At 28.7% G+C, this 23,571-nt stretch carries 25 protein-coding genes; 4 read left to right on the top strand and 21 right to left on the bottom strand.

All coding sequences use genetic code 11. The features are described 5' to 3' along the window. Nucleotides 1-24 precede the first annotated feature (24 nt). The 11 genes from tilS to yabG all read right to left on the bottom strand — a co-directional run bounded on the left by tilS (nt 25) and on the right by yabG (nt 10,051). Nucleotides 25-1,410: a tRNA lysidine(34) synthetase TilS gene (tilS, locus tag ABCP60_RS13045; RefSeq protein ID WP_195238355.1), complete on the bottom strand. Its 1,386-nt coding sequence runs from the start codon at nt 1,408-1,410 to the stop codon at nt 25-27. Nucleotides 1,411-1,590: 180 nt separating this feature from the next. Then, nucleotides 1,591-2,007: a DUF1934 domain-containing protein gene (locus ABCP60_RS13040; RefSeq protein ID WP_092921526.1), complete on the bottom strand. Its 417-nt coding sequence runs from the start codon at nt 2,005-2,007 to the stop codon at nt 1,591-1,593. A 61-nt stretch (nt 2,008-2,068) separates the two neighbouring features. After that, nucleotides 2,069-2,878: a glutamate racemase gene (murI, locus tag ABCP60_RS13035; protein ID WP_195238427.1), complete on the bottom strand. Its 810-nt coding sequence runs from the start codon at nt 2,876-2,878 to the stop codon at nt 2,069-2,071. A 14-nt stretch (nt 2,879-2,892) separates the two neighbouring features. Further along, nucleotides 2,893-3,960, bottom strand: a complete 1,068-nt coding sequence (locus ABCP60_RS13030) for a D-alanine--D-alanine ligase family protein (protein ID WP_092921530.1) — start codon at nt 3,958-3,960, stop codon at nt 2,893-2,895. Between the two features lie 140 nt (nt 3,961-4,100). Further along, on the bottom strand, nt 4,101-4,616 hold the full coding sequence (locus tag ABCP60_RS13025) for a cell wall hydrolase (RefSeq protein ID WP_166506122.1): 516 nt from the start codon (nt 4,614-4,616) through the stop codon (nt 4,101-4,103). A gap of 15 nt (nt 4,617-4,631) precedes the next feature. After that, complete coding sequence (gene spoIIR, locus ABCP60_RS13020) at nt 4,632-5,288, bottom strand: stage II sporulation protein R (RefSeq protein WP_092921532.1); 657 nt, start codon at nt 5,286-5,288, stop codon at nt 4,632-4,634. Between the two features lie 179 nt (nt 5,289-5,467). Continuing rightward, on the bottom strand, nt 5,468-6,148 hold the full coding sequence (locus ABCP60_RS13015; protein ID WP_092921534.1) for a GntR family transcriptional regulator: 681 nt from the start codon (nt 6,146-6,148) through the stop codon (nt 5,468-5,470). Continuing rightward, nucleotides 6,141-7,022 (bottom strand): 4-(cytidine 5'-diphospho)-2-C-methyl-D-erythritol kinase, encoded by an 882-nt coding sequence (ispE, locus tag ABCP60_RS13010; RefSeq protein ID WP_092921536.1) that lies wholly within the window; start codon nt 7,020-7,022, stop codon nt 6,141-6,143. The genes ABCP60_RS13015 and ispE overlap by 8 nt, the downstream gene beginning before the upstream one ends. A gap of 111 nt (nt 7,023-7,133) precedes the next feature. Then, nucleotides 7,134-8,684: an SPOCS domain-containing protein gene (locus tag ABCP60_RS13005; protein ID WP_092921538.1), complete on the bottom strand. Its 1,551-nt coding sequence runs from the start codon at nt 8,682-8,684 to the stop codon at nt 7,134-7,136. A gap of 92 nt (nt 8,685-8,776) precedes the next feature. Then, nucleotides 8,777-9,043 (bottom strand): Veg family protein, encoded by a 267-nt coding sequence (locus ABCP60_RS13000; protein WP_092921540.1) that lies wholly within the window; start codon nt 9,041-9,043, stop codon nt 8,777-8,779. A gap of 147 nt (nt 9,044-9,190) precedes the next feature. Continuing rightward, a complete protein-coding gene (yabG, locus tag ABCP60_RS12995; protein ID WP_166506123.1) occupies nt 9,191-10,051 on the bottom strand; it encodes a sporulation peptidase YabG in 861 nt (286 codons plus the stop codon). A gap of 168 nt (nt 10,052-10,219) precedes the next feature. Here yabG and ABCP60_RS12990 point away from each other — a divergent pair, with 168 nt between their 5' ends. Continuing rightward, nucleotides 10,220-11,314: a PfkB family carbohydrate kinase gene (locus ABCP60_RS12990; RefSeq protein WP_092921544.1), complete on the top strand. Its 1,095-nt coding sequence runs from the start codon at nt 10,220-10,222 to the stop codon at nt 11,312-11,314. After that, complete coding sequence (locus tag ABCP60_RS12985) at nt 11,308-12,228, top strand: pseudouridine-5'-phosphate glycosidase (RefSeq protein ID WP_092921546.1); 921 nt, start codon at nt 11,308-11,310, stop codon at nt 12,226-12,228. Before ABCP60_RS12990 ends, ABCP60_RS12985 begins: the two co-directional genes overlap by 7 nt. 172 nt (nt 12,229-12,400) lie before the next feature. On the opposite strand, the gene ABCP60_RS12980 is transcribed toward ABCP60_RS12985, so the two are convergent. The 4 genes from ABCP60_RS12980 to ABCP60_RS12965 form a co-directional block, all read right to left on the bottom strand. Next, nucleotides 12,401-12,817, bottom strand: a complete 417-nt coding sequence (locus tag ABCP60_RS12980; protein WP_092921548.1) for a YxeA family protein — start codon at nt 12,815-12,817, stop codon at nt 12,401-12,403. Nucleotides 12,818-13,059: 242 nt separating this feature from the next. Then, complete coding sequence (locus ABCP60_RS12975; RefSeq protein ID WP_343101857.1) at nt 13,060-13,221, bottom strand: hypothetical protein; 162 nt, start codon at nt 13,219-13,221, stop codon at nt 13,060-13,062. 9 nt (nt 13,222-13,230) lie between these two features. Further along, nucleotides 13,231-13,728 carry an SEC-C metal-binding domain-containing protein gene (locus ABCP60_RS12970; protein WP_092921552.1) on the bottom strand — a complete coding sequence of 166 codons (498 nt, stop codon included), beginning with the start codon at nt 13,726-13,728 and terminating at the stop codon, nt 13,231-13,233. A 36-nt stretch (nt 13,729-13,764) separates the two neighbouring features. Next, nucleotides 13,765-14,481: a UPF0489 family protein gene (locus ABCP60_RS12965; RefSeq protein ID WP_343101856.1), complete on the bottom strand. Its 717-nt coding sequence runs from the start codon at nt 14,479-14,481 to the stop codon at nt 13,765-13,767. Nucleotides 14,482-14,718: 237 nt separating this feature from the next. Here ABCP60_RS12965 and ABCP60_RS12960 point away from each other — a divergent pair, with 237 nt between their 5' ends. Continuing rightward, complete coding sequence (locus ABCP60_RS12960; RefSeq protein WP_176698619.1) at nt 14,719-14,895, top strand: hypothetical protein; 177 nt, start codon at nt 14,719-14,721, stop codon at nt 14,893-14,895. A gap of 103 nt (nt 14,896-14,998) precedes the next feature. Here the strand turns inward: ABCP60_RS12960 and ABCP60_RS12955 are convergent, their stop codons facing one another. Continuing rightward, the gene (locus tag ABCP60_RS12955; RefSeq protein ID WP_092921556.1) at nt 14,999-15,670 is read right to left on the bottom strand and encodes an RluA family pseudouridine synthase; all 672 of its coding nucleotides are present in this window, start codon (nt 15,668-15,670) and stop codon (nt 14,999-15,001) included. Beyond that, complete coding sequence (locus ABCP60_RS12950; protein WP_092921558.1) at nt 15,670-16,542, bottom strand: class I SAM-dependent methyltransferase; 873 nt, start codon at nt 16,540-16,542, stop codon at nt 15,670-15,672. Before ABCP60_RS12950 ends, ABCP60_RS12955 begins: the two co-directional genes overlap by 1 nt. A gap of 184 nt (nt 16,543-16,726) precedes the next feature. Between ABCP60_RS12950 and ABCP60_RS12945 the strand changes: the two genes are divergently transcribed. Next, nucleotides 16,727-17,452 (top strand): DUF3298 domain-containing protein, encoded by a 726-nt coding sequence (locus tag ABCP60_RS12945; RefSeq protein WP_343101855.1) that lies wholly within the window; start codon nt 16,727-16,729, stop codon nt 17,450-17,452. A 53-nt stretch (nt 17,453-17,505) separates the two neighbouring features. Here ABCP60_RS12945 and ABCP60_RS12940 read toward each other — a convergent pair whose 3' ends face one another. From ABCP60_RS12940 to gadC, 4 genes are all read right to left on the bottom strand, one after another. Further along, complete coding sequence (locus ABCP60_RS12940) at nt 17,506-18,909, bottom strand: glutamate decarboxylase (RefSeq protein WP_092921562.1); 1,404 nt, start codon at nt 18,907-18,909, stop codon at nt 17,506-17,508. A gap of 331 nt (nt 18,910-19,240) precedes the next feature. Beyond that, nucleotides 19,241-20,302, bottom strand: a complete 1,062-nt coding sequence (locus ABCP60_RS12935) for a DUF2776 family protein (protein WP_092921564.1) — start codon at nt 20,300-20,302, stop codon at nt 19,241-19,243. 205 nt (nt 20,303-20,507) lie between these two features. After that, nucleotides 20,508-21,902, bottom strand: a complete 1,395-nt coding sequence (locus ABCP60_RS12930) for a glutamate decarboxylase (protein ID WP_092921566.1) — start codon at nt 21,900-21,902, stop codon at nt 20,508-20,510. 104 nt (nt 21,903-22,006) lie between these two features. After that, entirely contained in the window at nt 22,007-23,428 is a 1,422-nt protein-coding gene (gene gadC, locus ABCP60_RS12925) for a glutamate:gamma-aminobutyrate antiporter (RefSeq protein ID WP_092921567.1), read from the bottom strand. Nucleotides 23,429-23,571 lie beyond the last annotated feature (143 nt).

The raw sequence follows: 23,571 nt of genomic DNA, 5'->3' as shown, positions 1-23,571 counted from the left end.
CCTCCTTTCCTATATCGTTTTATTCTATATTTTCTTAAAGGTAATCTTTAAGACTTCCTTTGTACTATTGTCTATTTTGTAATTTTCACTATTTTTATAATCACCTACACATAAGATACCTTGCTCATCTACTATTATAGGTACATTGCATCTTTCTTCTCTAGGTATTTTTAAATCTATAAATAAGTCTTTTATTTTTTTGCTTCCTGCTGAAAGCTTTATCTTATCGCCTTCTTTTCTACTTCTTACTACTATACCCCCTTTTACTTTATCAAAATCAAAACCTTTAGATTTCTTATCTAGTTTCATACTCTTATATCTATCTATATTCATTGTTTGAGTTTCTAAAACTAAATTAAGTTCTTTTACTTTAATAAAACCGTTACTAGGTAAATTATAACAAAACTCTATAGTTTCGTTAACTATTTCTTTATTAATTAATAGTATAGTATTTTTTCTTCTATATGCAAATATCCCCCTTGGAAGGGTTATCATTTTATCTATCTTTTTATTATCTTCTAATTGCATAATGTCTTCTATATGCTTTTGGTCTACAAAGTTAGTATCTCCAAGTATATGTTTTATACCTTTTCTTAATACCCTTACCTTGATAGCATCATGAAGTTCTGAATACTTTTGTATATCTATTTCGCAGGCATCTTCTTGTAAATTGGAAACTTCTTTAAATTTAATTTCTGATTCTTCTTGGATATAATCGCTGTCAGTTTTTAAACTATTACTCATTCTTACTATAGATTCTATTACATTTGGATTAAAATTATCCTTCATATATGGTATAAGTTCTAATCTTATTTTATTTCTGGTGTATATAGTTTCTAGATTTGTATGATCTATTCTTGGATTTAATTCGTATTCTTCACAATAAGCTTCTATATCTTTTCTATCTATATCTAATATAGGTCTTATTATATTGTTGTCTCTTATATATTCTATTCCTCTTAATCCTTGAAGTCCAGTCCCTCTCATTATTCTCATAAGTATAGTTTCTGCTTGATCATTTAAGTTATGACCTATAGCTATCTTATTAGATTTTGTCTTTTGCTTTATTTCTTCAAACATTTCATATCTAAGTTTTCTTGCACCTTCTTCTACAGATAAACCATTTTCTTTACAGTACTTAGGTACATCTATAGATTTAACAAAGGATGTTACTCCTAAATTTTCACAAAGTTGAGTTATATATAGTGCATCTTTTTGTGCTTCTATACCTCTTATTTGGTGATTTAAATGAGCTGCATATACTTCGATATCTAGTTTTTCTTTTAGTCTATAAAGTATATGTAATAGACAAACAGAGTCTGGTCCCCCAGAAAGTCCTAAAACTATTTTATCTCCATTTTCTATTAGCTTATATTTATTTATAGTACTTAGTACTTTTTCAAATATCATATATTAATACCTCTTACATCTAGTTTTTAGTAACTTTTTATGTATAAAGTTTCTATAAAAAAACTATAAACCCTTGTACGTTTTTTAAAACATTCAAAGTTTAGTATAGTTATTATAATACCAAATAAATTAAATAAAAGGTAGTACTTTAACTACCTTTATAAAATTTATATATTTCTATTATTCTTTAATTTCTAACAAAATATCTATTTTATTTCTACCGTTAAACAAATCCATTATATTTATGTCATAATCTATATTTAATTTTATGCAGTTTTCTGCTTTTTTATCTATTTTTAAATCTCTTGTTTTAGTCTCTATTATAAATAAACCTTGTGGAGTTCTATATTTACTTTCATTTACAACTCCCTTTTCAAAATTCATAGTAGAATTTACTTCACCGAACTTCTTTATACTAACCTTATTATCAGATATTTTAATAGTTGTTGTAGTTGGTTTATCCATTTCCACTTCCTTATAAACTACATATAAATCTTCATTTTTATAGTATATGTTTGCATCAGCCTGTTGTCTAATAGTATCTAGTACTCTTTTCTTTTCATATTGTGTTGTAACTATATTTATTTTAGCATTCACTTCTTTTTCCTCCTAAAACAAATATAAACTTTAGATAATATCTAAAGTTTATATTTGTTGATTAGTACTTTTGTATTTCAACATGATTTACATTATCTATATCTCTTTTTATAAACTCTGTGGCTATACTAGCGAATTTTTCAGGTATATCAGAGACATAGTATTCATAATATACTCTTTCATTACCATCTTTTCTTAATATATCTTCTTCTTCTAGTACTTTTTTCAAATCCATAGCAGTTTCTTTAGCTGGATTCACTAATTTAATATTTTCTCCAACATATTCTCCAATAGTTCTCTTTAATATTGGGTAGTGAGTGCATCCTAGCACTAAAGAGTCTATCCCTTCATTAACTAGCTCTTCTAAATATTTTTCAGCTGTTAGTCTAGCTATTTCTGTATTTGCCCAACCTTCCTCTACTATTGGCACAAATAAATTGCAAGCCTTATCTATTATCTTTATATCTTTATCTATTTTAGCTATTTCTGCATTATAAGCCTTAGAACGTACCGTACCTTCTGTTCCAATAACACCTACTATTTTATTTTTTGTAGAATATGCAGCTGTTCTAGCTCCTGCTTCTATAACACCTATTATAGGTATATCATATTTTTCATTAGCCTCTTTTAAGCATCTAGCAGTAGCTGTATTGCAAGCTATAACAATAGCTTTTACACCTTTAGATATTAAAAAGTTTATTGCTTGGAAGGTATATTTCATTACTGTATCCTTTGATCTAGGACCATAGGGAACCCTTGCTGTATCCCCAAAGTAGATTATATTTTCATTAGGTAAGATTTTCATTATTTCTTTTAAGACTGTTAATCCACCTAATCCAGAATCAAATACCCCTATAGGTCTATCACTCATCATAAACACCTGCTTTACTTCTTAGAGTCTATTGCTAACTCTATTAATTTATCTATTAGATTAGAATATTCTAATCCTGTTACTTCCCACATTTTAGGATACATACTTATATTAGTAAACCCTGGTAATGTGTTTATTTCATTTATGAATATTTCTCCTGACTTTCTGTCTATAAAGAAGTCTACTCTTGAAAGTCCTTTACCATCTATTCCTTTAAATGCATCTACTGCCATCTTTCTTATATTTTCCATATCTGCATCACTTATTTTAGCTGGTATTTCATAAGTAGATGCTCCGTTTATATATTTATCCTCATAATCATAGAAATCTTTAGCTGGCTTTATTTCTCCTGCTATAGAAGCCTTAACTTCTTCATTTCCTAAAACAGAAACTTCTATTTCTCTTGCATCTACACCTTGCTCTAAAACTATTCTTGAATCGAATTTTAAAGCTTCATTTATTCCATTTAAAAGTTCTTTTCTATTTGTTGCTTTAGATATACCAACACTTGAACCTAAATTAGCAGGTTTTACAAATACAGGATAATCTAGCTCTCTTTCTATTTTGTTTAGTTCTTCTTCTGTGTTATTGTTAAATACTATTTTAGTTGTATAAGTATAATTTACTTGGGGTAATCCCATTTGAGAGAATACTTTTTTACATACAAGTTTATCCATACCAACGCTTGAAGCTAAAACACCACAACCAACATATGGTATTTGGCTTATCTCAAATAATCCTTGTATTTTACCATCTTCTCCATATGGTCCATGTAAAACTGGGAATAATACGTCTATCTTTTCAAATCTTCCATCTTCAAATTTTATACCTACTTCTCTATTTCCAACAGGTATAAGGTTTATTTCAACATTTTTATTAGCCAAATTCTCCCATTGTCCATTTTTTATGTTTTCTTCACTACCTTCATAATACATCCATCTTCCATCTTTAGTTATCCCTATTGTGAATACATTGTATTTATTTTTATCTATATGTTTATATATTGAAGCAGTTGAAGATAAAGAAACTTCATGCTCTCCTGATTTTCCACCAAATATTAAAGCCACATTAAGTTTGCTCATTAACAATCTCACCTTTCTGGTTTATTTTCTAATTCAAATATTATATGCATTTTACTATCTAAATGATTATTATAGTCCATTATAACAAAAAAATAAAGGAGCCAAGCTCCTTTTTGCGCATTTTTCATCAATTTTCACTATTATTTTGCAAACACATGGTTCCCTATTCTCATATGAGGACTCAAAGTTTTTATCCACTTGCAAGTGGCTATATCTGGATTCCAAAAATATATAGATTCGTTAGTTGGATCGGTTCCATATAAAGCTTCTCTTGCTGCTTTATATGCACTTTCTGTTGGATCCATTTTTATTGAACCATCATTTACAACAGAAAAAGCATTTTTCTGATATATAACATCTCTTATTGTATTTGGAAATCTAGGATCTTTTACTCTATTTATAACAACTGCCGCTACTGCTACCTGGCCTTCATAAGATTCTCCTCTGGCTTCTCCTGAAACTAATCTAGATAACAATAAAAGCTCATCATTTGTTATATTTAAAACTTCCTTTTCTTGTTTTTTGGTAATACCTTCTTCTACAGTAGGTACTTCACTTGTTCCTAAATCTTTTCCTTCTGCTAGTACCACATTCGTACATAACAACATGTAGAATAAAATAATTAACGATACTATAGATTTATAGCACCTGCCCATTCTTATGTCACTCCTTTAGTTTTTTAATATTGAATCTATGATTTCTGCTATTTTAAATTTAACTTCTACTCTACTAACTTCTTCTTTAGTTTTATGAGTTATTAAATTGTATTCTTCTTCAGTTAATACTTCCTTTAACTTTTCATCTGTAGCCTTATCTATAACTCCATTTTCTTCATCTATAAAACATAAAGGTGGAAACATTACGCACCACCAATTTTTGCCTGTTCCCTCTCCGATAACTATCTTCAAAGCCTTATATTCCCCTGCTGGAAGAACTACACTTGAATATTGCTTAGTTGGAAAATTACTATATTCTATCCCTACCTTTATGTCATAAGTATATCCATTTTCTTTTATAATATTCTCACTTATTTTTTCTATTTGGTCATATTCATTCTTTATTATTTCTTCACTTTGGCTTATATTTTTTGATTTTGATAGTTTAGGTTGAAGATACTCAATAACCGCATCCCTTACTTTTAGCTTTAGTTCTTGATCTTCATCTGAATCACTATTTGCTATAACATGAAATCTAATTAACTTATCTTTATAATTTTCTGATAATGAATTTATATTTTTGACCTCTCCATTTATAGTTAGTGTCATTAGGCTTATAACGCCTATAAGACTTAATACTAATATTATCAATCTTATCCTTATCTTATTCATAATTATTTCCCCCTCAAAATATTTCTATTTTGAGTATATCCAATCTGCACTTTTTTATACTTTTGCATTTGAATTTTAAATTACTTTATATCATACATAAGAATTCTATTTTTAATTTGTTTATAAAAAATAGAAATTTTTTTATTTTGTTACAATAAAAAAGAAGGTTTTACCTTCTTTTAAATTTCTTTATTATTCACTGTTCTTTCTATCATAAAGTTTTCTGCTTTTTCAATATGCTCTTTAGCATATTTCTTAGCAAGTTCATTATCTCCCTTTTTTATTGCATCTACAATAGCTTTATGTTCATCTATTATATTTTTCACTGTTTCATAATCAGCTATGTATGTCTCTCTAAATCTGTATACTTGCTCCCATAAAGAATTTATCAACTGATGAAGTTTTTTATTGTTAGTTGATTTAAATATACACTCATGAAATTCTACATCTTTTTTAAGAAGGGCATCAACATCTGAGCTTTTAGCACTTTCTTCAAATTCTTTCGCTATTTTTTCAAGTTCTTTTATATTTTCTGGATTTATTCTTTCTGCTGCTAAAGATGATGCTAACCCTTCTAGTGTTGCTCTTATTTCTAATACGTCTATTATATCTTTTAATGACATATTAGCTACATAAGCACCTTTTCTAGGTAACATAACAACAAGCCCTTCTAACTCAAGTTTTCTTATAGCTTCTCTAACTGGAGTTCTACTTACGCCTAACTGTTCTGCTAGCTGAACCTCCATTAATCTTTGTCCTGGATTTAACTTTCCTTCTACTATTGCTTCTCTAAGATTTTCAAATACTACATCTCTTAGTGGCTTATAATCATCTAGATTTAATTTAGTTAAGTTATCCACAAATTTCAACTCCTTTTTCACTACTGCTTACAACATATACTTGAGAATATTGCTGTAATAGTATGTCTTTACACTTTAGTGCATTTTCAGATTTATCAAATAATCCAAATACTGTAGGTCCACTACCACTCATCATAGAACCTAAAGCACTATTAGCCATCATTATTTCTTCTATTTCATTTATTTCCTTATGAATTTTACTAGTTACATTTTCTAATACATTTGACATATTTTTTGATAAGGAATCTATATCCCCTTTTTCTAGACACTCAATTAAAAGTTTATTATTAGGTCTATTTTCTATATTATTTAAGTCTAAACCTTGATATACATCTTTTGTAGATACAAATAGGTTAGGCTTACATATAAGTATACTTATATTTTTAGGCAGCCCTTTTATGTAACTAAGTTTTTCTCCAATTCCTTCTGCTAATGCAGTTTTCCCAGAAATACAGTATGGAACATCTGCTCCTAACTTTAAACCTAGCTCCTGTAACTCTTGCTCTGTTAAATTTAATTTCCATAGTTTGTTAAGTCCAACTAATACTGCTGCTGCATTTGAACTCCCACCTGCCATACCTGCTGCTACAGGTATATTTTTCTCTATAAATACCTCAATCCCTTTATTTATATTGAATCTTTGCCTTAAAAGTTCAATAGCTTTGTATACTATATTGTCATTATCTAGTGGTATATGGCTACTATTACTCTTTATAACGACGTCATTTGTATCTAATTGCTTTATCTTTATAACATCATACAAGTCAATTGTCTGCATTATCATTTCTACTAGATGGTACCCGTCGTCTCTTTTTCCTAGCACATCTATAGATAGATTAATTTTTGCTCTACTTTTTAATTCTATAGAATTCATCATATCCTCCTTGTATATAGTATAATGTATTCTCAGCTATTAACATTATACTACAAAAAATAAAATAATAGGGGATTGTCCCCCCTATTATTTTATTTTTTACAATATATTTTAATCTGCTAAAACGACCTTCTTTTCTAATATTAAACATTTTCCTGGTCTTAATGGTTCATCAACTTTTATCTCATTAACCTCTGCTATCTCTTCCTCTGTAGTATTATATTTCTTAGCTATATTCCAAAGACTATCTCCTTCTTTGCATATATAAACTATTATACTTGGAGCCTTAGATAAATCATAAATTCCTAAATCATCACCTTTTATTATAAAACTTTCTGATTTCTTATCTATACCCTCTATAAATCTCTTTATTTTCATATTAATATCTATTTCATCTCTATTTAAGTCTACATCTATTTTTTCTATACTAACTGTATTAAATACCTTACAAGTATCTGTTAATCTATCTATCTCTATATCATGTTCAAAAGGAATTTCTTCACTTATTCTATAAACCATTTTTAGCCCTTCCACTGGAACATAAAGAATATCTACTCTTACTATACCTTGGATAACACTCTTGTTATCTTCTATATAAGCATTTTCTATTGATATTGATGGACAAACACTAACTATATCCTTTATTTGTATATCATCTTTATCATTCTTTATGCTTTCTTTTACAACAAAATTTTCTGTTCCACTGTATAATATTTTATTTACATCTATAGCTCTATGATCAAATTTTAGTATTTTTTGAGGAGAGTACGCATCTTGTAATACCTCTCTCGTAGTTTCATCTGTTACTTTAACTTTACTACTAACTGTGCAATCTATATCTAGTATACCCGTATTACTATCTCCATTTTGCTTAAATGTATGGTTAAAATCTCCCATAAATAACATAGCTTCTTCTTTCATACCATCACAAGCTCCAGGAACCTCTATAAATTGTGTAAAATCTATACCAATTCTATCTAACTCTACTAGTTCACCATCATATGTACAAGCCAACGGGTTTACTTCTAGTACCCCACCAACGATTACTTTATTGTCTGCTATCCTAGTTTCTTTTATCCTAGCATTTGGATTTAAACTTATTATAGATTGTATTTCTTCTGTATTAACATTTATAGTATCCCTTATTACACTTTCTGTTCTCTCTATACCTATAATGTCTTGATAACTTATCTCTTTTCTATGTTTTTGTATCCCTTCAACTTGAGATACATCTTTAACTATATCTAATCTCTTTTTGTCAAATAAGCTACCTCTTACATTCATAAGAGCACCAACTTTTATCTTTCTTTCATTCATAATAGTACAATCAACATGTTCAATTTCAGGATATAACATATATTCCATGTCTTGGACTATATTATCCTTTTCTATAACTTCATTTATATCAATTCTTCCATCTACACTAGAAACAGTATTTTTATCATCTGTTATATATATTACATTATAGTTGAAACTTCCTCTACAATGTATTTTGCCATCTGCCACCTCTATTTTTTTAATTGCTATGTAACCTTCTGTTTTTATAATGTCATATACATCTGCTTTTTTATCTGGTACAACTACCTCTGATTCTATAAACGTTTGAAATTTACCGAAGTCTATTCTATTATCTACTTTAATTACATCTTTAATTAATTCCATCTTCGTCCCCCCTGTATTAAATAAAACTATCACACTATATTTATATTTAAGGAACAAAAAAAAAATTACACCTATTTTTGATAGGTATAATTTTAACTTACACTTAATTTATCTTGATGTTTAAATACTTTCAACTTTACGTTAGATGTTAATAAATCAGAGTAACTGTAAGATACTCTTGAATAACCATTTGCTTCGTCATATATTTTTACGACAAATACACTTGGATAAACATTTTCTAGTATCCCCTTCTTAGTAACAATCTGTTTTCTTCCCTTATTTGCCTTAAGTAAAATCTTTTTACCTAAGTGCCTCTCTAAGCTAGTTCTTATATTATCTAGCGTTTGAACAGTGGCCATAATATCACCTTCTCTTAAACGATTATATGTTTACATAATATCACATTTAAGAGGTTTTGTCAAATGTTTAAACTAATTATTTTATATATTTTTGATAAAAAAGTCAATAGTATTTTTTAAAATATACAATATAATTTGATATTATTTTTAATAAATTATAGACTTAGGCATAGCCCATCTAAATTTACCTCTTGTTTCTGACCCGCCTATACCCTTCATACCTGTAACAGTTTGCTCTATTACCTCTTCTATTGGTACTATAGTATCTATTCTTGAGCAAGCTATTTTTTCTACCACAAAAACTGGATCTAGAGCATGTATCATTATTCTCCCTGGAGAGCTTGCATAATTTGCTCCTGCTTTGATTAACTGTTCATAATTTGACTGGCATGCTCCAGCAAATATAACTAAATTATCTAGATTAGGTTGCCACTTTCTAGCTTGTTTTACTGTTTTAATAAAATTCATAGAGTTTTTATAATTGCTTAAATCTGTAGTGTTACCTTTTTTAGAAGTTAAAGCATCATGACCAGTGATTACAAGTATATCTGGATTATGTTTTTCTAACAGTGCTCGTACTTCTTTATACTGATTAGGCTCTGGTATAGCAATTCCGACTGCCGGTATTCCTAACTCTGTATAAACATCTAAGCATAGTTTTAGATATTCTTTATCTCCATCAATTTGAAGGACCTTTCCTGGCATACCATAAACATTTGTATTCATTTGTAATTTCGGAACTGCCCTATTCATCTTTTTTTCTCTTTCCTTTGCTTTTCTCATTGATTGAGATATTAAGGACTCTACATTTTTATCTAATAAAACATCTCTTATATTTGGTAATCTTACTGCCTCTAAATCATCTATTGGTGCATCAGCTAATATTCTAAATGCTACTCCTTTTAATATTGCCACTTTTTCATTTTTTTCATCTATGCTAAAAGCTATTATTTTAAATACTATATCTTTCCCATATGATTTTCTTACTACTATATCTCCTATATTCATATTCGTCCTCCCTAATAACTGTTATCTTAATCTATATTATGTTCGATACTTTTTTTTGTTCCTTAAGAATAAAAACATTTTATTGTTGAAAAATTGGAAAGATAATGTTAATATAATATTAAACAAATGCTTATCGATATAAGCAAATATTTATTTCAGGAGATAAATATGACTGATAGAGAAAAAGAAATTTTAGATATTTTGAAAGAAAATCCTATGATTTCTCAACAAGAACTAGCGGATAGACTATCTATAACTCGTTCTTCCACTGCAGTACATATAACTAACCTAATGAAAAAAGGTTATATCAGGGGAAAAGGTTATATATTAAATAAAAGTAATTATGTAACTGTAATCGGCGGTTCTAATATGGATATTCAAGGGTCTACTAACTCACCTCTTGTTATGTTTGACTCTAATCCAGGTAAGGTTGATATATCTTTAGGTGGTGTCGGGAGAAATATAGCTGAAAATATGTGTAGATTAGGGGTAGATACTAAGCTTATTTCTGCCATTGGAAATGATTTATATGGAAATAAGATACTATCAGAATGTAAAGGACTTGGAATAGATGTTGAAGATTGCTTTGTTTCCAATGAAATGCCGACTTCAATATATGTTTCAATATTAAATGATTCTAATGATATGCAAGTAGCTATATCTCATATGGACATTTTAGAAAAAATAGATACTTCATATATAAACTCAAAACATCAGTTTATTAATGAGTCATTAGCAATTGTAATAGATACAAATTTATCTAAAGAGGCTATAGAATATATAACCTCTAAGTATTCTCATATTCCTATATTTGTTGATACTGTTTCAACAGCAAAGTGTATGAAGATAAAAGATATAATAGGACGATTCAACACTGTAAAGCTAAACAAACTTGAAGCCGAAGCTTTATCTGGAATAGAAATAAATAATTTAAAAGACTTAGAACTTTGTTCTAAAATCCTATTAGATCAAGGAGTAAATAAAGTATTTATTACACTTGGAAAAGATGGTGTATTTTCTGCAGCTAAAGAAAATTCCATTAAATTAGATGGAGTAAAGGTTGATATAGTTAATGCAACAGGGGCAGGAGATGCATTTACAGCAAGTTTAGTGTATTGTCATATGAATGATTTTGACCTAGAGTATACAACTAAATTCTCTGTAGCATCATCAATAATAGCGCTATCACATAAAAATACAATAAATCCAAATATGTCTGTAGACAATGTTGAAAAAATACTTAAGGAGATGATTTTATGTTAGAAAAATATTTACAAGTACATCCAGAAGTTAAAAAAGCTATAGAAGCAGGGGAACCAGTAGTTGCATTAGAGTCTACTATAATTTCTCATGGTATGCCATATCCTAAAAATGTAGAAATGGCAAAAAACGTAAGTAAAATAATAAGAGAAAATGGAGCAGTTCCAGCTACAATTGCTATCATAGATGGTGTGTTAAAAGTTGGCCTTACTGAAGAAGAAATAGAATTCTTAGGAACAAGCAAAGATGTTGTTAAAGCTAGTAGAAGAGATTTACCTTTTATTATATCTAAAAAATTAACTGGTGCTACTACAGTAGCTACTACTATGATATTAGCTGATCTGGCAGGAGTTAGAGTATTTGCCACTGGTGGAATTGGTGGAGTTCATAGAGGAGCAGAAAAAACTTTCGATATATCTGCTGATTTACAAGAATTAGCTAATACAAATGTTGCTGTTATATGTGCAGGAGCTAAATCTATATTAGATATAGGTTTAACATTAGAATACTTAGAAACTAACGGTGTACCCGTAGTAGGATTTGGTACAGATGAATTCCCTGCTTTCTACACAAGAAGAAGTGGATTTGGTGTTGACTATAGAGTAGATTCTTCTATGGAAGTTGCTACTGCTTTAAAAGCTAAATGGGACTTAAATTTAAAAGGTGGTATGGTTATAGGTAATCCAATACCTACAGAACACGAAATGGATTATGATACTATAACAAATGCTATAGAATCTGCTTTAAAAGAAGCTGAAGAGAAAAATATAGCAGGTAAAAAAGTTACTCCTTTCTTATTAGATAAGGTTAAGACAATAACTGCTGGTAAGAGTTTAGATTCTAACATAGAGTTAGTTTATAACAATGCAAGAGTTGCAGCTCAAATAGCGAAAGACTTAGCAGACATAAACAACTAATATAGTACCATTAGATTATTATTGACTTAGGTATTAAAACTATTAATTTTATAATAATATATCTAATAATTTATTATACTTAAAATGCACATTAGTAAATAATGTGCATTTTGTTATGTTATAGAATTAAAATTTTCTACATTATCAAACTTATTGTACTTGGAAAATCATATTACTTCATATCTAATTCTTCTTTAGCTAATTTAGGTACGTCGTTAATATTTACTTCCTCAAAACTATCAACCCCATAGATATCTTTTTTCTCTCCAGTGCCTCCAACATGTACACATATATATGCACCTTTCTTCAAGTTTTTATCTGCATAAAAACTTACCTTAATTGACTTACCTTTTGTGTTATAGGCTGTTGTTTCATATTTGTATATCCAAGGATTTTTTTCTTTGTTATTTTCAATCTCACCATCTTGTTCTATTTTTACAAAATACTTATCAGTTCTAATTGATGTTCTCATTTCATCTAAAAAAAAAGGATCTTTGTTTATCTTAACCCCCATATATATACCTAGTGTTAAGATACCTATAATAATTATACAAATCAAATTTTTAAAATAATTCTTTTCTTTTTTCAAAATTATTAACTCCTTTATTATCTATTTTTCCTTTATTTGATTAAAATATATTATTATTGTTAAATCAATATATTTTATTGTTTTTAAATAAATAATATATATTATCAACTAGATATAAAGTTACGAAAATAAAAAAGAACATATAAATATATCAATTATAAACAATCTTCTGCAAACATATTTAAAGCACTAACTAAAAAAGGTTACTCCAATAATTCAAAATCATCAGAGTAACCTACATATTAATCTTCTTTTAAGTTAGGTATTACTTTTTTTATTTCTTCTATTTGATGCCATGTTCTTTCTAGACTGTTTTCAGATATATAGCTTTTTACTTCACTTAAGTTTGTAAATTCCTTTACTGATAAGTCACCCTCTTCGTTCATGTATCTTAGAATAAACATAAATTTACCTTACTTTCCACAACACTTCTTATATTTCTTTCCACTTCCACATGGACAAGCGTCATTTCTTCCAACCTTTTCTTCTTTAACAACTGTCTTAGATGTCTTGTAAGCTTTTTGTAATTCTTTTCTCTTAGCTTCTGGTAATATTTCATTCCAGCCTGGTAAGTTATATAACCAATGAGCTTCTACAGCTACCATATTGTAGTATAACTTTTCCCAATCTATATCTAATTTTATAGTGCTATCTGCTTCTATAGTTTCTAATGTTATGTCTTCTTTTAAACTTTCACTTATTCCATCTATGAATCCCATGAAGTATTCAACTGATGTATTGTACTTAGCAGCTAACTCGCTAACTACACCTTCTACAACTTCTTGCTTATTGTTTAATAACTCGTTGTATATTGAAGCTTCTACCTTTAAATAATCTTCCCAGAACTTTACTTCTGCTTCTTGACTTTCATGGTTATCACTTAAGTTTCTCCATTCAGTATATAAACTCATACGTTTTTCCTCCTAAAACCTTCTATAATATAATTATTAGATTAACTCTTCTATTATATCACAATTAAATAATTCTTTTAATACTTTTATAGCATACTCTTGGTCTATAAAGAAAGGGCTACTTGCTATAGTTATAACTTTGGCACCTTTTATTAATTCCTTTATTTTGGATACTCTCTTATCATAAGAAATATACTCCATATCTTTAGAAAATATGTCTAAATCTATATCTAGCACATACTCTCCTTCTATATCCATTTCAAATCCATAAGAACTATCAATTATTATTACTTCTGAAAAAATATTGTGCTTTAATGCTGGCTGTATAAAGTTACCTACATTAAGTACTTCATTTGTATATATAAATACATCATCAAGACTATTCATATCTACATTGTAATTTTCAGGTTCCCTCATATCTTTATGTTGGTCTACATGCACTAATTTACAACCTTTTTTAAACTTATTTGATTTTAAGCTATTTATCCAAAAATAAAGAGCATGGTTGTGGTTATCGAAAATATAAATGTCCTTATCTTCTTTTTTATAAAAAACCATATTTTTAAGACCCTTAGCCTTTATCTCTTTATCTTCATCAATCTCATTAAACACTATTTCTTCACCAACAGCAACATCTTCTAAAGTACCTTCGATTAATGACGGTACAAATATACTTTTATTACTTCTTTCCTCATAAGAAAATATATTATTTCCCATTGGTCTATCTATATAAAATCCTTTGTATCTATCCATAATATCTCCTTTTATTTTAATTTATTGTCTAAATTATTATACTATATAGTTTACATTTTTTTATTTTCTAATTACCTACCTTTTATCTTACACTAATGTAATCAATCTGTTATCTGTACGTAAGGCTTTTTTTGTATATTTATCTTATAATATGTATATAGAAAGAACAACTTATTTAAATTTTAAAATATCAATTATTTAACATAGACTATTAAATATTTTAGGAGGAATTATAAAATGATAACATTAATATCAACAACAATATTTTTAATACCTTTAGCTTTAACATTTTTAGCTTACGCAACAACTAATGGTTTTTGTGTTAATCCTATGCAATATAATACTGAAGAAGATTCTATAGACTTAATAAATCTAAATAGTGTTTTATCACTAAGTTTTGATAATAACTTATAAATTAAAAAGTGAAGTACTTCAAGATTATTAAATAATTTTGAAGTACTTCACTTTTTTAGATTATATAAAAATATTTCATATAATTTATCAAATACAATATTTTTTATTTAACGAATAAATTCCAAGGATGTTCTTGTGGCGGTTCACAAACAAACTCCATTCTTTCCTTTGTCGTAGGATGGTCTATTTCTATTTTATGAGACCATAAAGCTATTTGTTGTCCAACTTTATTTACATCTTGTCCATATCTTTGGTCTCCAAATAGAGGGTGTTTTCTACTTGAAAATTGTACCCTTATTTGATGAGGTCTTCCTGTTTTTAAGTCTATTTCAACTAAACTAAATTTCCCCTTAGTACTTAAAGTTTTGTAACTTAATTCAGCATTCTTTGCTTCTTTATGGTCTTTTTTTACTACACTAACCATATTAGTTTTCTTATTCTTATAAAGATAATCTTTTAAAGTATCACTTTCTTTATTCATTGTTCCATGTATAACTGCCCTATATGTTTTTTTAAAAGTTTTAGTTCTTACTTGATCAGATAATCTTGAAGCAGCTTTTGATGTTTTGGCAAACACCATAACTCCACCGACTGGTCTATCTAATCTATGTACTAATCCTATATAAACATTCCCTGGCTTGTTATACTTTTCTTTTACATATTGCTTTAAAAGATTTACCATATCTTTATCATTTGTATCATCACCTTGAGATAGTATATTTACAGGTTTTTCTACTACTAGTAAATGGTTGTCTTCGTATATGACTTTAATCATTACTTAGACTCCCATCTTCCAAATATACCACATGGTAATACCTTCCCATCTTTAGATGCAGGTATACCTATTTCTCCACCATATATTTTTCCACCTTTAGCTTTCTTAGCTACTGTAGCATCTAATATATGTTCAAGTATTATTGGTGATAATCCTGTTGTGTATGAGTTTATTAAGAAGAATAAAGGTTTGTCTGATAATACTTTTGTACATAATTCAACTAAACCATATAACTTATCTTCTATTTGCCATACTTCTCCCTTTGGTCCTCTTCCGTATGAAGGTGGGTCCATTATTATAGCATCATATTTATTACCTCTTCTTATTTCTCTTTCTACGAATTTAACAACATCATCAACTATAAATCTTACTTTTCTATCCCCTAAGCCTGATGTATGTAAATTTTCTTTAGCCCAAGTTACCATACCTTTAGATGCATCTACATGGCATACTTCTGCTCCTGCTGCTGCACAAGCTACTGTTGCTCCACCAGTATATGCAAATAAGTTAAGTACTTTTATTGGTCTACCTGCATTTCTTATTTTATCCATTGACCAATCCCAGTTAGCTGCTTGTTCTGGGAATAATCCTGTATGCTTAAATCCTGTTGGACTTATATTAAACTTTAATTCTTTGTAGCTAACAGTCCATTTCTCTGGGTACTTTTTTTTATGCTCCCATTGTCCTCCACCTCTACTACTTCTGTGGTAGTGTCCATGAGGATTTTTCCATAATCCACTTTCATGTGGTATTGGCCACATAACTTGAGGGTCTGGTCTTCTTAAAACTATATCTCCCCAACGTTCTAATTTTTCTCCGTTACCCATATCTATAAGTTCATAGTCTTTCCATTTATCTGCTAATAATAACATTTATGTCCTCCTAAAATTTTTATTCTTAATCTATGTATTATATCATATATTTAACTAATATTTTCGGTATTTTCAATACTTTATATACTTATTCTTATGTATATATAATTTTATTTTTTATTAATTTTATTTAGTTTCCTAGCATATTCTATATAATAATTGATTTTTAATAGGGGGCGATTTTATGATGAGAAATTCTCAAGTTGGATACAACTGTATATATAATTTGTTGCATGTAAAATTTAATGAAGACTTTGGGATAGATGGAAAATTTTCATACGATTTACAGTATCCTTCTTTTTATGCTTTTAAAAATACATATTTTAAGGTTAACCCTTCTATACTTTCCCAATTAAATAGTACTATAAAGGCCAATATCAATGACTTTAAGGAAGGAACCTTAAAAGAAGAAGAAGAAATGGATAGAAAGTTTAATATTATGTCATGCTATGCTGTTACATTTAATAAAAACTATGTACTAAGCTCAATATTAACACTTAAAGGATTTGTAGAAAATGAAGGCCTACTTTATAACCAACTTAATAATTTTAATATTGACTTAAATAATGGAAAAACTATCTACCTTAGAGATATTTTTAAAGAAAATGTTGATTATATAACACTTATTACTAACTATGTTAATTATAAAATAAGTCAAAATAGAGATTTATATTATGAAAACTACGATTTATATATTCCAGAAGATCAGGCTTTTTATATAACAGATGACGGAATCGTTATATACTTTGAGTTAGATGAGATAGCACCTAAAGATATAGGAGTACCTAAGTTTAAAATGTCCTTTGAAAAATTTGCCCCTTACATTAATCCTAGGTTCTTTTGTTCTCCTCAAAATATTAACACTTTAAATAGTAGACACTTTAGATATTACCTTAGAAAAAATATGTAATTACAAAAAGAGTATGACGAAGTCATACTCTTTTTAAATAATTTTTGTGATTCTTAATGAGTAAATCCATATTTTTTATTTTCTTGTTTTTTACCATGAACTAATACATTGGCATTATTTAAATCATTTATAGCCATTTTTAAGTCTCTTATGAATAATTCAGCCATATCATGACTTAAGTCTGCTCTACATACTATACGTTGTATTATTGTATTTTGTAGATTAATTGGTAATGGATATGCTGGTATTTGCCATCCTTTCATAGCTAGTCTATCTGCTAAATCATATAATGTCCATTCTACATTTACATCATCTTTTAATCTATAACATACTATTGGTAAATTTTCTCCATCATTATAGATTTTGAATAAACCAGTAGCTTCTATTTCTCTACTTAAATACATTGCAACATCTTTTGTACGTTGATGTATTTGTCTATATCCTTCAAATCCAAGACGTAAGAAGTTATAATATTGTCCTATAACTTGACTTGCTGATCTTGAGAAGTTTATAGCCATAGTTGGCATTGATCCACCTAAGTAACTTACTTCAAATATTAATTCTTTTGGTAAGTATTCTTCATCTTTCCATATTACCCAACCTATACCTGGGTATACTAATCCATATTTATGACCTGATGTACTTATTGAAACTACATTTTTTAATCTAAAGTCCCATTCAAGCTCTGGATCTATAAATGGTACGAACATACCACCTGATGCACCATCTATATGTATAGGTACTGATATCTTAGCTGTTTTATTGTATTCTTCTAATAAAGCATCTAATGCTTTTATATCATCAAATTTACCTGTGTATGTTATACCTAGTAAACCTACTACACCTATTGTATAATCATCTACATAATCTAACACTTTGTCTACATCTAAACTCATGTGTTCTTCATCCATTGGTACTAAACGCATTTCTATATCCCAATATACACAGAATTTTTCCCAACAAACTTGATATCCTGAAGATATTACTAAGTTTGGTTTCTTAGCATTTACATCTATTCCCGCTTCTTTTGCTCTATTTCTCCATCTGAATTTCATAGCCATACCACCTAGCATACATGCTTCAGATGAACCTACTGTAGAAGTACCTATGTATTTCATATCTTCTGGTGCATTCCATAAATCTGCTAACATACTAACACATCTATTTTCCATTTCTGTTGTTTGTGGATATTCAGACTTATCTATAGCATTTTTTTCTAATGTTTCTGCCATAAGTTTAGTTGCTTCTGGTTCCATATAAGTTTGGCAGAATGTACATAAATTAAGTCTTGCATTACCTTCATTCATTAACTCATCTTTAATTAATTGATATGCTACATTTGGAGCAATAGAATCTTTCCCTAAAACATCTTTGGCTACCTCAGAGCCAGATTCTATTGTCCCAAATACTGGTGTATCATATTTATCGCCTAATCTGTCTTTTCTACTAAATAACATTTTTGATTCCTCCTAATAGTGTTTTTATAATTATTAATATTAATTTTAATTTTAATAATTATAAATTTAATTTTTTGTTCAAATTATTGAGCATTTTTCATTTTAGACTTTTTATATATTATTTTGTTTTTTGTTATACTATATATATACCTCTCTTTTTGTGTGTTAAACATATTTTTACAATTTTTTTATATATTTTTTCTTTTTTCTAAATTTTCTTTATAATAGAAAAGAGTATTTTTCAATGTATAAAACAAGTTCTATACATTTCAAAATACTCTTTTTTTGCAATTTAATTTTATATTAAAATCAATTTTCTTGTTTAAGTTAATTATTTTGAAGATGAAGTTCCACTTTCTAATATAGATACTATAGAGAATAATGTAAAACAAATGGCTCCAAGTCCAATCATTACACGCGCTGGTATAAAGTATGCTATATTAAATATTTCAGCTTCAAATAAAAATGCTCCCATAAATAAGCATATAAGTGCTGTCACTACTGGTATTAAAGGTACTCTCTTAGCTAATGGATTTGATTTTCTCCACACCATTCCTAATAAAAGTACTTTACTTAATATACTGTAACATACTATCCCTAATCCAATTAGAACAAATCCTGGAGCTATCCAAGCAGGATTTGTAGCTATTGAAAGTACTGCTATCCCCCATATTATATCTATGGTTCCTAATATAACAACTAATATTGACCATTTATAGCGCTCTTTCTCTGTAAACTTATTTTGTATTTGTCTTACAACACTAGCTACTAGTGCTACTAAGCTAGCACAAACTAATGAGATTCCTATTATTACATGCCCTGCTACAAAATTTTCAGTAGCCGAAGATGACATTAATAAATATATACCCCTAATAAAAGCAATTAACGCGCAAACAACAGGTACTGATATTAATATTTTAGCTGTAGATTCTTTAAAAGAATCTTCAGGTTCATCTCCTTCTTTTAAATTAGAACTATTTTTAGGTATTAAAAGAAATTTAGTTGATGAAGTTGCAACTGTTGAAACACAACAAGCTATTAATCCTAATCCAAATACTACGTTTCCTGAAACAACATATGCTGAATTTTGACCTGCTGTTTCAAATAACATTATTCCTGATACCATTGTAAATATTGATGCTAAATAACCTATACTTGGTAAAACCCACTTATCAAAATTATTGTACTTATTTATAAGCTGTCTTATTATAGTTGCTGCAGTGGTAAATAGTGCAATACATATAGCTGTTAAATATATCAGAACATGGCCTGCAACTACAAACTCAGATCCTATTAATTGCCCTAAATTTTTCACATAAAACCCATACCCTAGACATACCACTCCCATAAGTAATGGTATCGCCCTAAAAAATATACTAATATAATAATTCATCTTTCTTACCTCCAAAAAAATTTTGAAAGTAGATAAAAATCAAACCAATACCTACATATTAATTATTAGCTTGATTCATAGCTACTTATCTTATTGTAAAAAAGCAACTAGAATTATATTTAATTCCAATTGCTTTTTTATATATATTTTACCAAGTTAGATTAAAGGTTTGATTACTAAAATCTTATTATAATTTAATTTATTTTTAGTGAGTAAATCCATATTTTTTATTTTCTTGTTTTTTTCCATGAACTAATATCTTAGCATTATTTAAATCATTTATAGCCATTTTTAAATCTCTTATGAATAATTCAGCCATATCATAACTTAAGTCTGCTCTACATACTATACGTTGTATTATTGTATCTTGTAGGTTAACTGGTAATGGATATGCTGGTATTTGCCATCCTTTCATAGCTAGTCTATCTGCTAAATCATATAATGTCCATTGTACATCATCTTCATTTTTTAATCTGTAACATACTATTGGTAAATTTTCACCATCATTATAGATTTTAAATAAACCAGTAGCTTCTATTTCTCTACTTAAGTACATAGCTACTTCTTTTGTACGTTGATGTATTTGTCTATATCCTTCAAATCCAAGACGTAAGAAGTTATAATATTGTCCTATAACTTGACTTGCTGATCTTGAGAAGTTTATAGCCATAGTTGGCATTGATCCACCTAAGTAACTTACTTCAAATATTAATTCTTTTGGTAAATATTCTTCATCTTTCCATATTACCCATCCTATACCTGGGTATACTAATCCGTATTTATGTCCTGATGTACTTATTGAAACTACATTTTTTAATCTAAAGTCCCATTCAAGTTCTGGATTTATAAATGGAGTAAACATACCACCTGATGCAGCATCTACGTGTATAGGTAATGATACTTTAGCTGTTTTATTATACTCTTCTACTACTGCGTCTAATGCTTTTATATCATCAAACTTACCTGTATATGTTATCCCTAATAAAGCTGCTATACCTATTGTATAATCATCTACATAATCTAACACCTTATCAATGTCTAAACTCATATGTTCTTCATCCATTGGCACTGTACGCATTTCTATATCCCAATATACACAGAATTTTTCCCAGCAAACTTGATATCCTGAAGATACTACTAAGTTTGGTTTCTTAGCATTTACATCTATTCCTGCTTTTTCTGCTCTATTTCTCCATCTGAATTTCATAGCCATACCACCTAGCATACATGCTTCAGATGATCCTACTGTCGATGTACCTATATAGTTCATCTCTTTTGGCGCATTCCATAGGTTAGCTATCATATCAACACATCTATTTTCCATTTCTGTTGTTTGTGGATATTCAGATTTATCTATAGCATTTTTTTCTAATGTTTCTGCCATAAGTTTTGTTGCTTCTGGCTCCATATAAGTTTGACAGAATGTAGCTAAGTTAAGTCTTGCATTTCCTTCATTCATTAACTCATCTTTAATTAATTGATACGCCACGTTTGGAGCAATAGAATCTTTCCCTATTACGTCTTTTGGAATATTAGAGCCAGACTCTATTGTCCCAAACACTGGTGTGCTGTAAGTATCTTCTTTTTTACTACATAACATTTTAAAAATCCTCCTAGAACTTCATGCTTTGATTTAAATTTTTAATGATTTTTTCTAGTGTCTATTTTGCGACTTTTTTACACTTTCTTTAGAGTTAAGACTGTTTAATTAGCCTTTCTCTTTTTATCAGTTATTGCATAAATTACAAAAGGTATTAGAATAGTTATTACAAAACTAACACTTAATATTGTTAAATATTCTGTAACACTCTTACCACTTAATTGGCTAGGTGGAACAAATGATATTACTAGAGCAAATATAGATGTTATGAATCCACATGCTGCTACTATTAATTTAAATGTTTTTCCTCCTGGAACTTGGTAAGAACGTTTTAAATCTTTATGTTTAAGTACTAAAGTAAAGTATCCTATGAAGAATAGTAAGTATCCTACTAGATATATTACAACTGTTAGTGATATTGCTGTAAGGAAAGATACGTTATTTCCTCCTCCACCAAAAGTAAGAACAGCTGCCCATATTGTAACTACTATTCCTTGAATTAATACTAAACGTACTGGAACATCATGTTCATTTGTTTTTGTTAATGATTTAGGTAAAATTCCTTTTTGTGCTGCTGAATACATTCCTCTTGAAGGACCTACAACCCAAGCACTAACTTCTCCCATTACTCCTAAAGCTAATAATAAAGCTATTAATTTTACAAGCCATGTAGCATTAGCACTAAAATGAAGTATTAGAACTTTAAATGTTTCAACAACACCTGAACTTAAGCTTAATTGAGACTTAGGTATTACAGATGCTACTGTTAAACCACCTATAGTATTTAGTATTATAGCTAGTACTACTAATATTATCATTGCTAATGGGTAATTTTTCTTAGCATTTTCTAATTCATTTACATGAGATGCTGATGCTTCAACCCCCATATAAGCTAATATAAATGAAACGAATACAACTAATGTATTTACTTTTGTAAAATCAGGTACGAAATATTTCATTCCAATTTTTACATCTACTGGGTTACCTTGTACTAAGTATGCTATTGATAAACCAAATAAAATTATAGCGGGTATAACTATACCAAATATAAATCCAGCCTTAGCTATCTTAGCTGTGTTTTTTGTTCCGCCTAACTGAGAAAATGTTAATCCCCAGAATATAACTAAAACTCCTATAAATTTTATAGCTGGAACATTGTTTAACGCATTCCAGTTAAATATGTATGAAACACATCCTAAAATAAAATAAATCATAGTTACAAATCCAACTGTGATTTGGAACCATTGGAAGAATATAGCTGCAAAGCCGTATCTTTCACCTAGAGTATTACCTACCCAAGCGAATATCCCCCCTTCTTGCCATCCTTCTACAGTGGCCATTTCTGCTGCACATAAAGCAACTGGTAAAAACCATAAAATTCCTCCTAATAAAAGGAAAAATACTAGATTGAATCCTGATGTTGCGAATGTTGGATATTCATAAACAGTCATTACCATTGATGCTGTCATTGCAAAGAATGCAAACAATGTAAGTGTTCCCTTTTTACCTACTTGTGCATCTTTCATTTGAATCATCTCCTAGGTATTAATTTTTTCTAACATATACTAAATTATCTTAGGCCTAAAGTAACTTATTGTCGTTATATGACATAAATACCCACGCTTCAACATCCATAACCATTTGATTTAAAATTTATTTAGTTTTCTTA

Source organism: Romboutsia sp. MSSM.1001216sp_RTP31141st1_G3_RTP31141_220114, from assembly GCF_039031195.1.
Lineage (GTDB): Bacteria > Bacillota > Clostridia > Peptostreptococcales > Peptostreptococcaceae > Romboutsia_C > Romboutsia_C hominis.
Note: the sequence above shows the minus strand (reverse complement) of the source record. Positions and strands in the feature narration are given on the sequence as shown.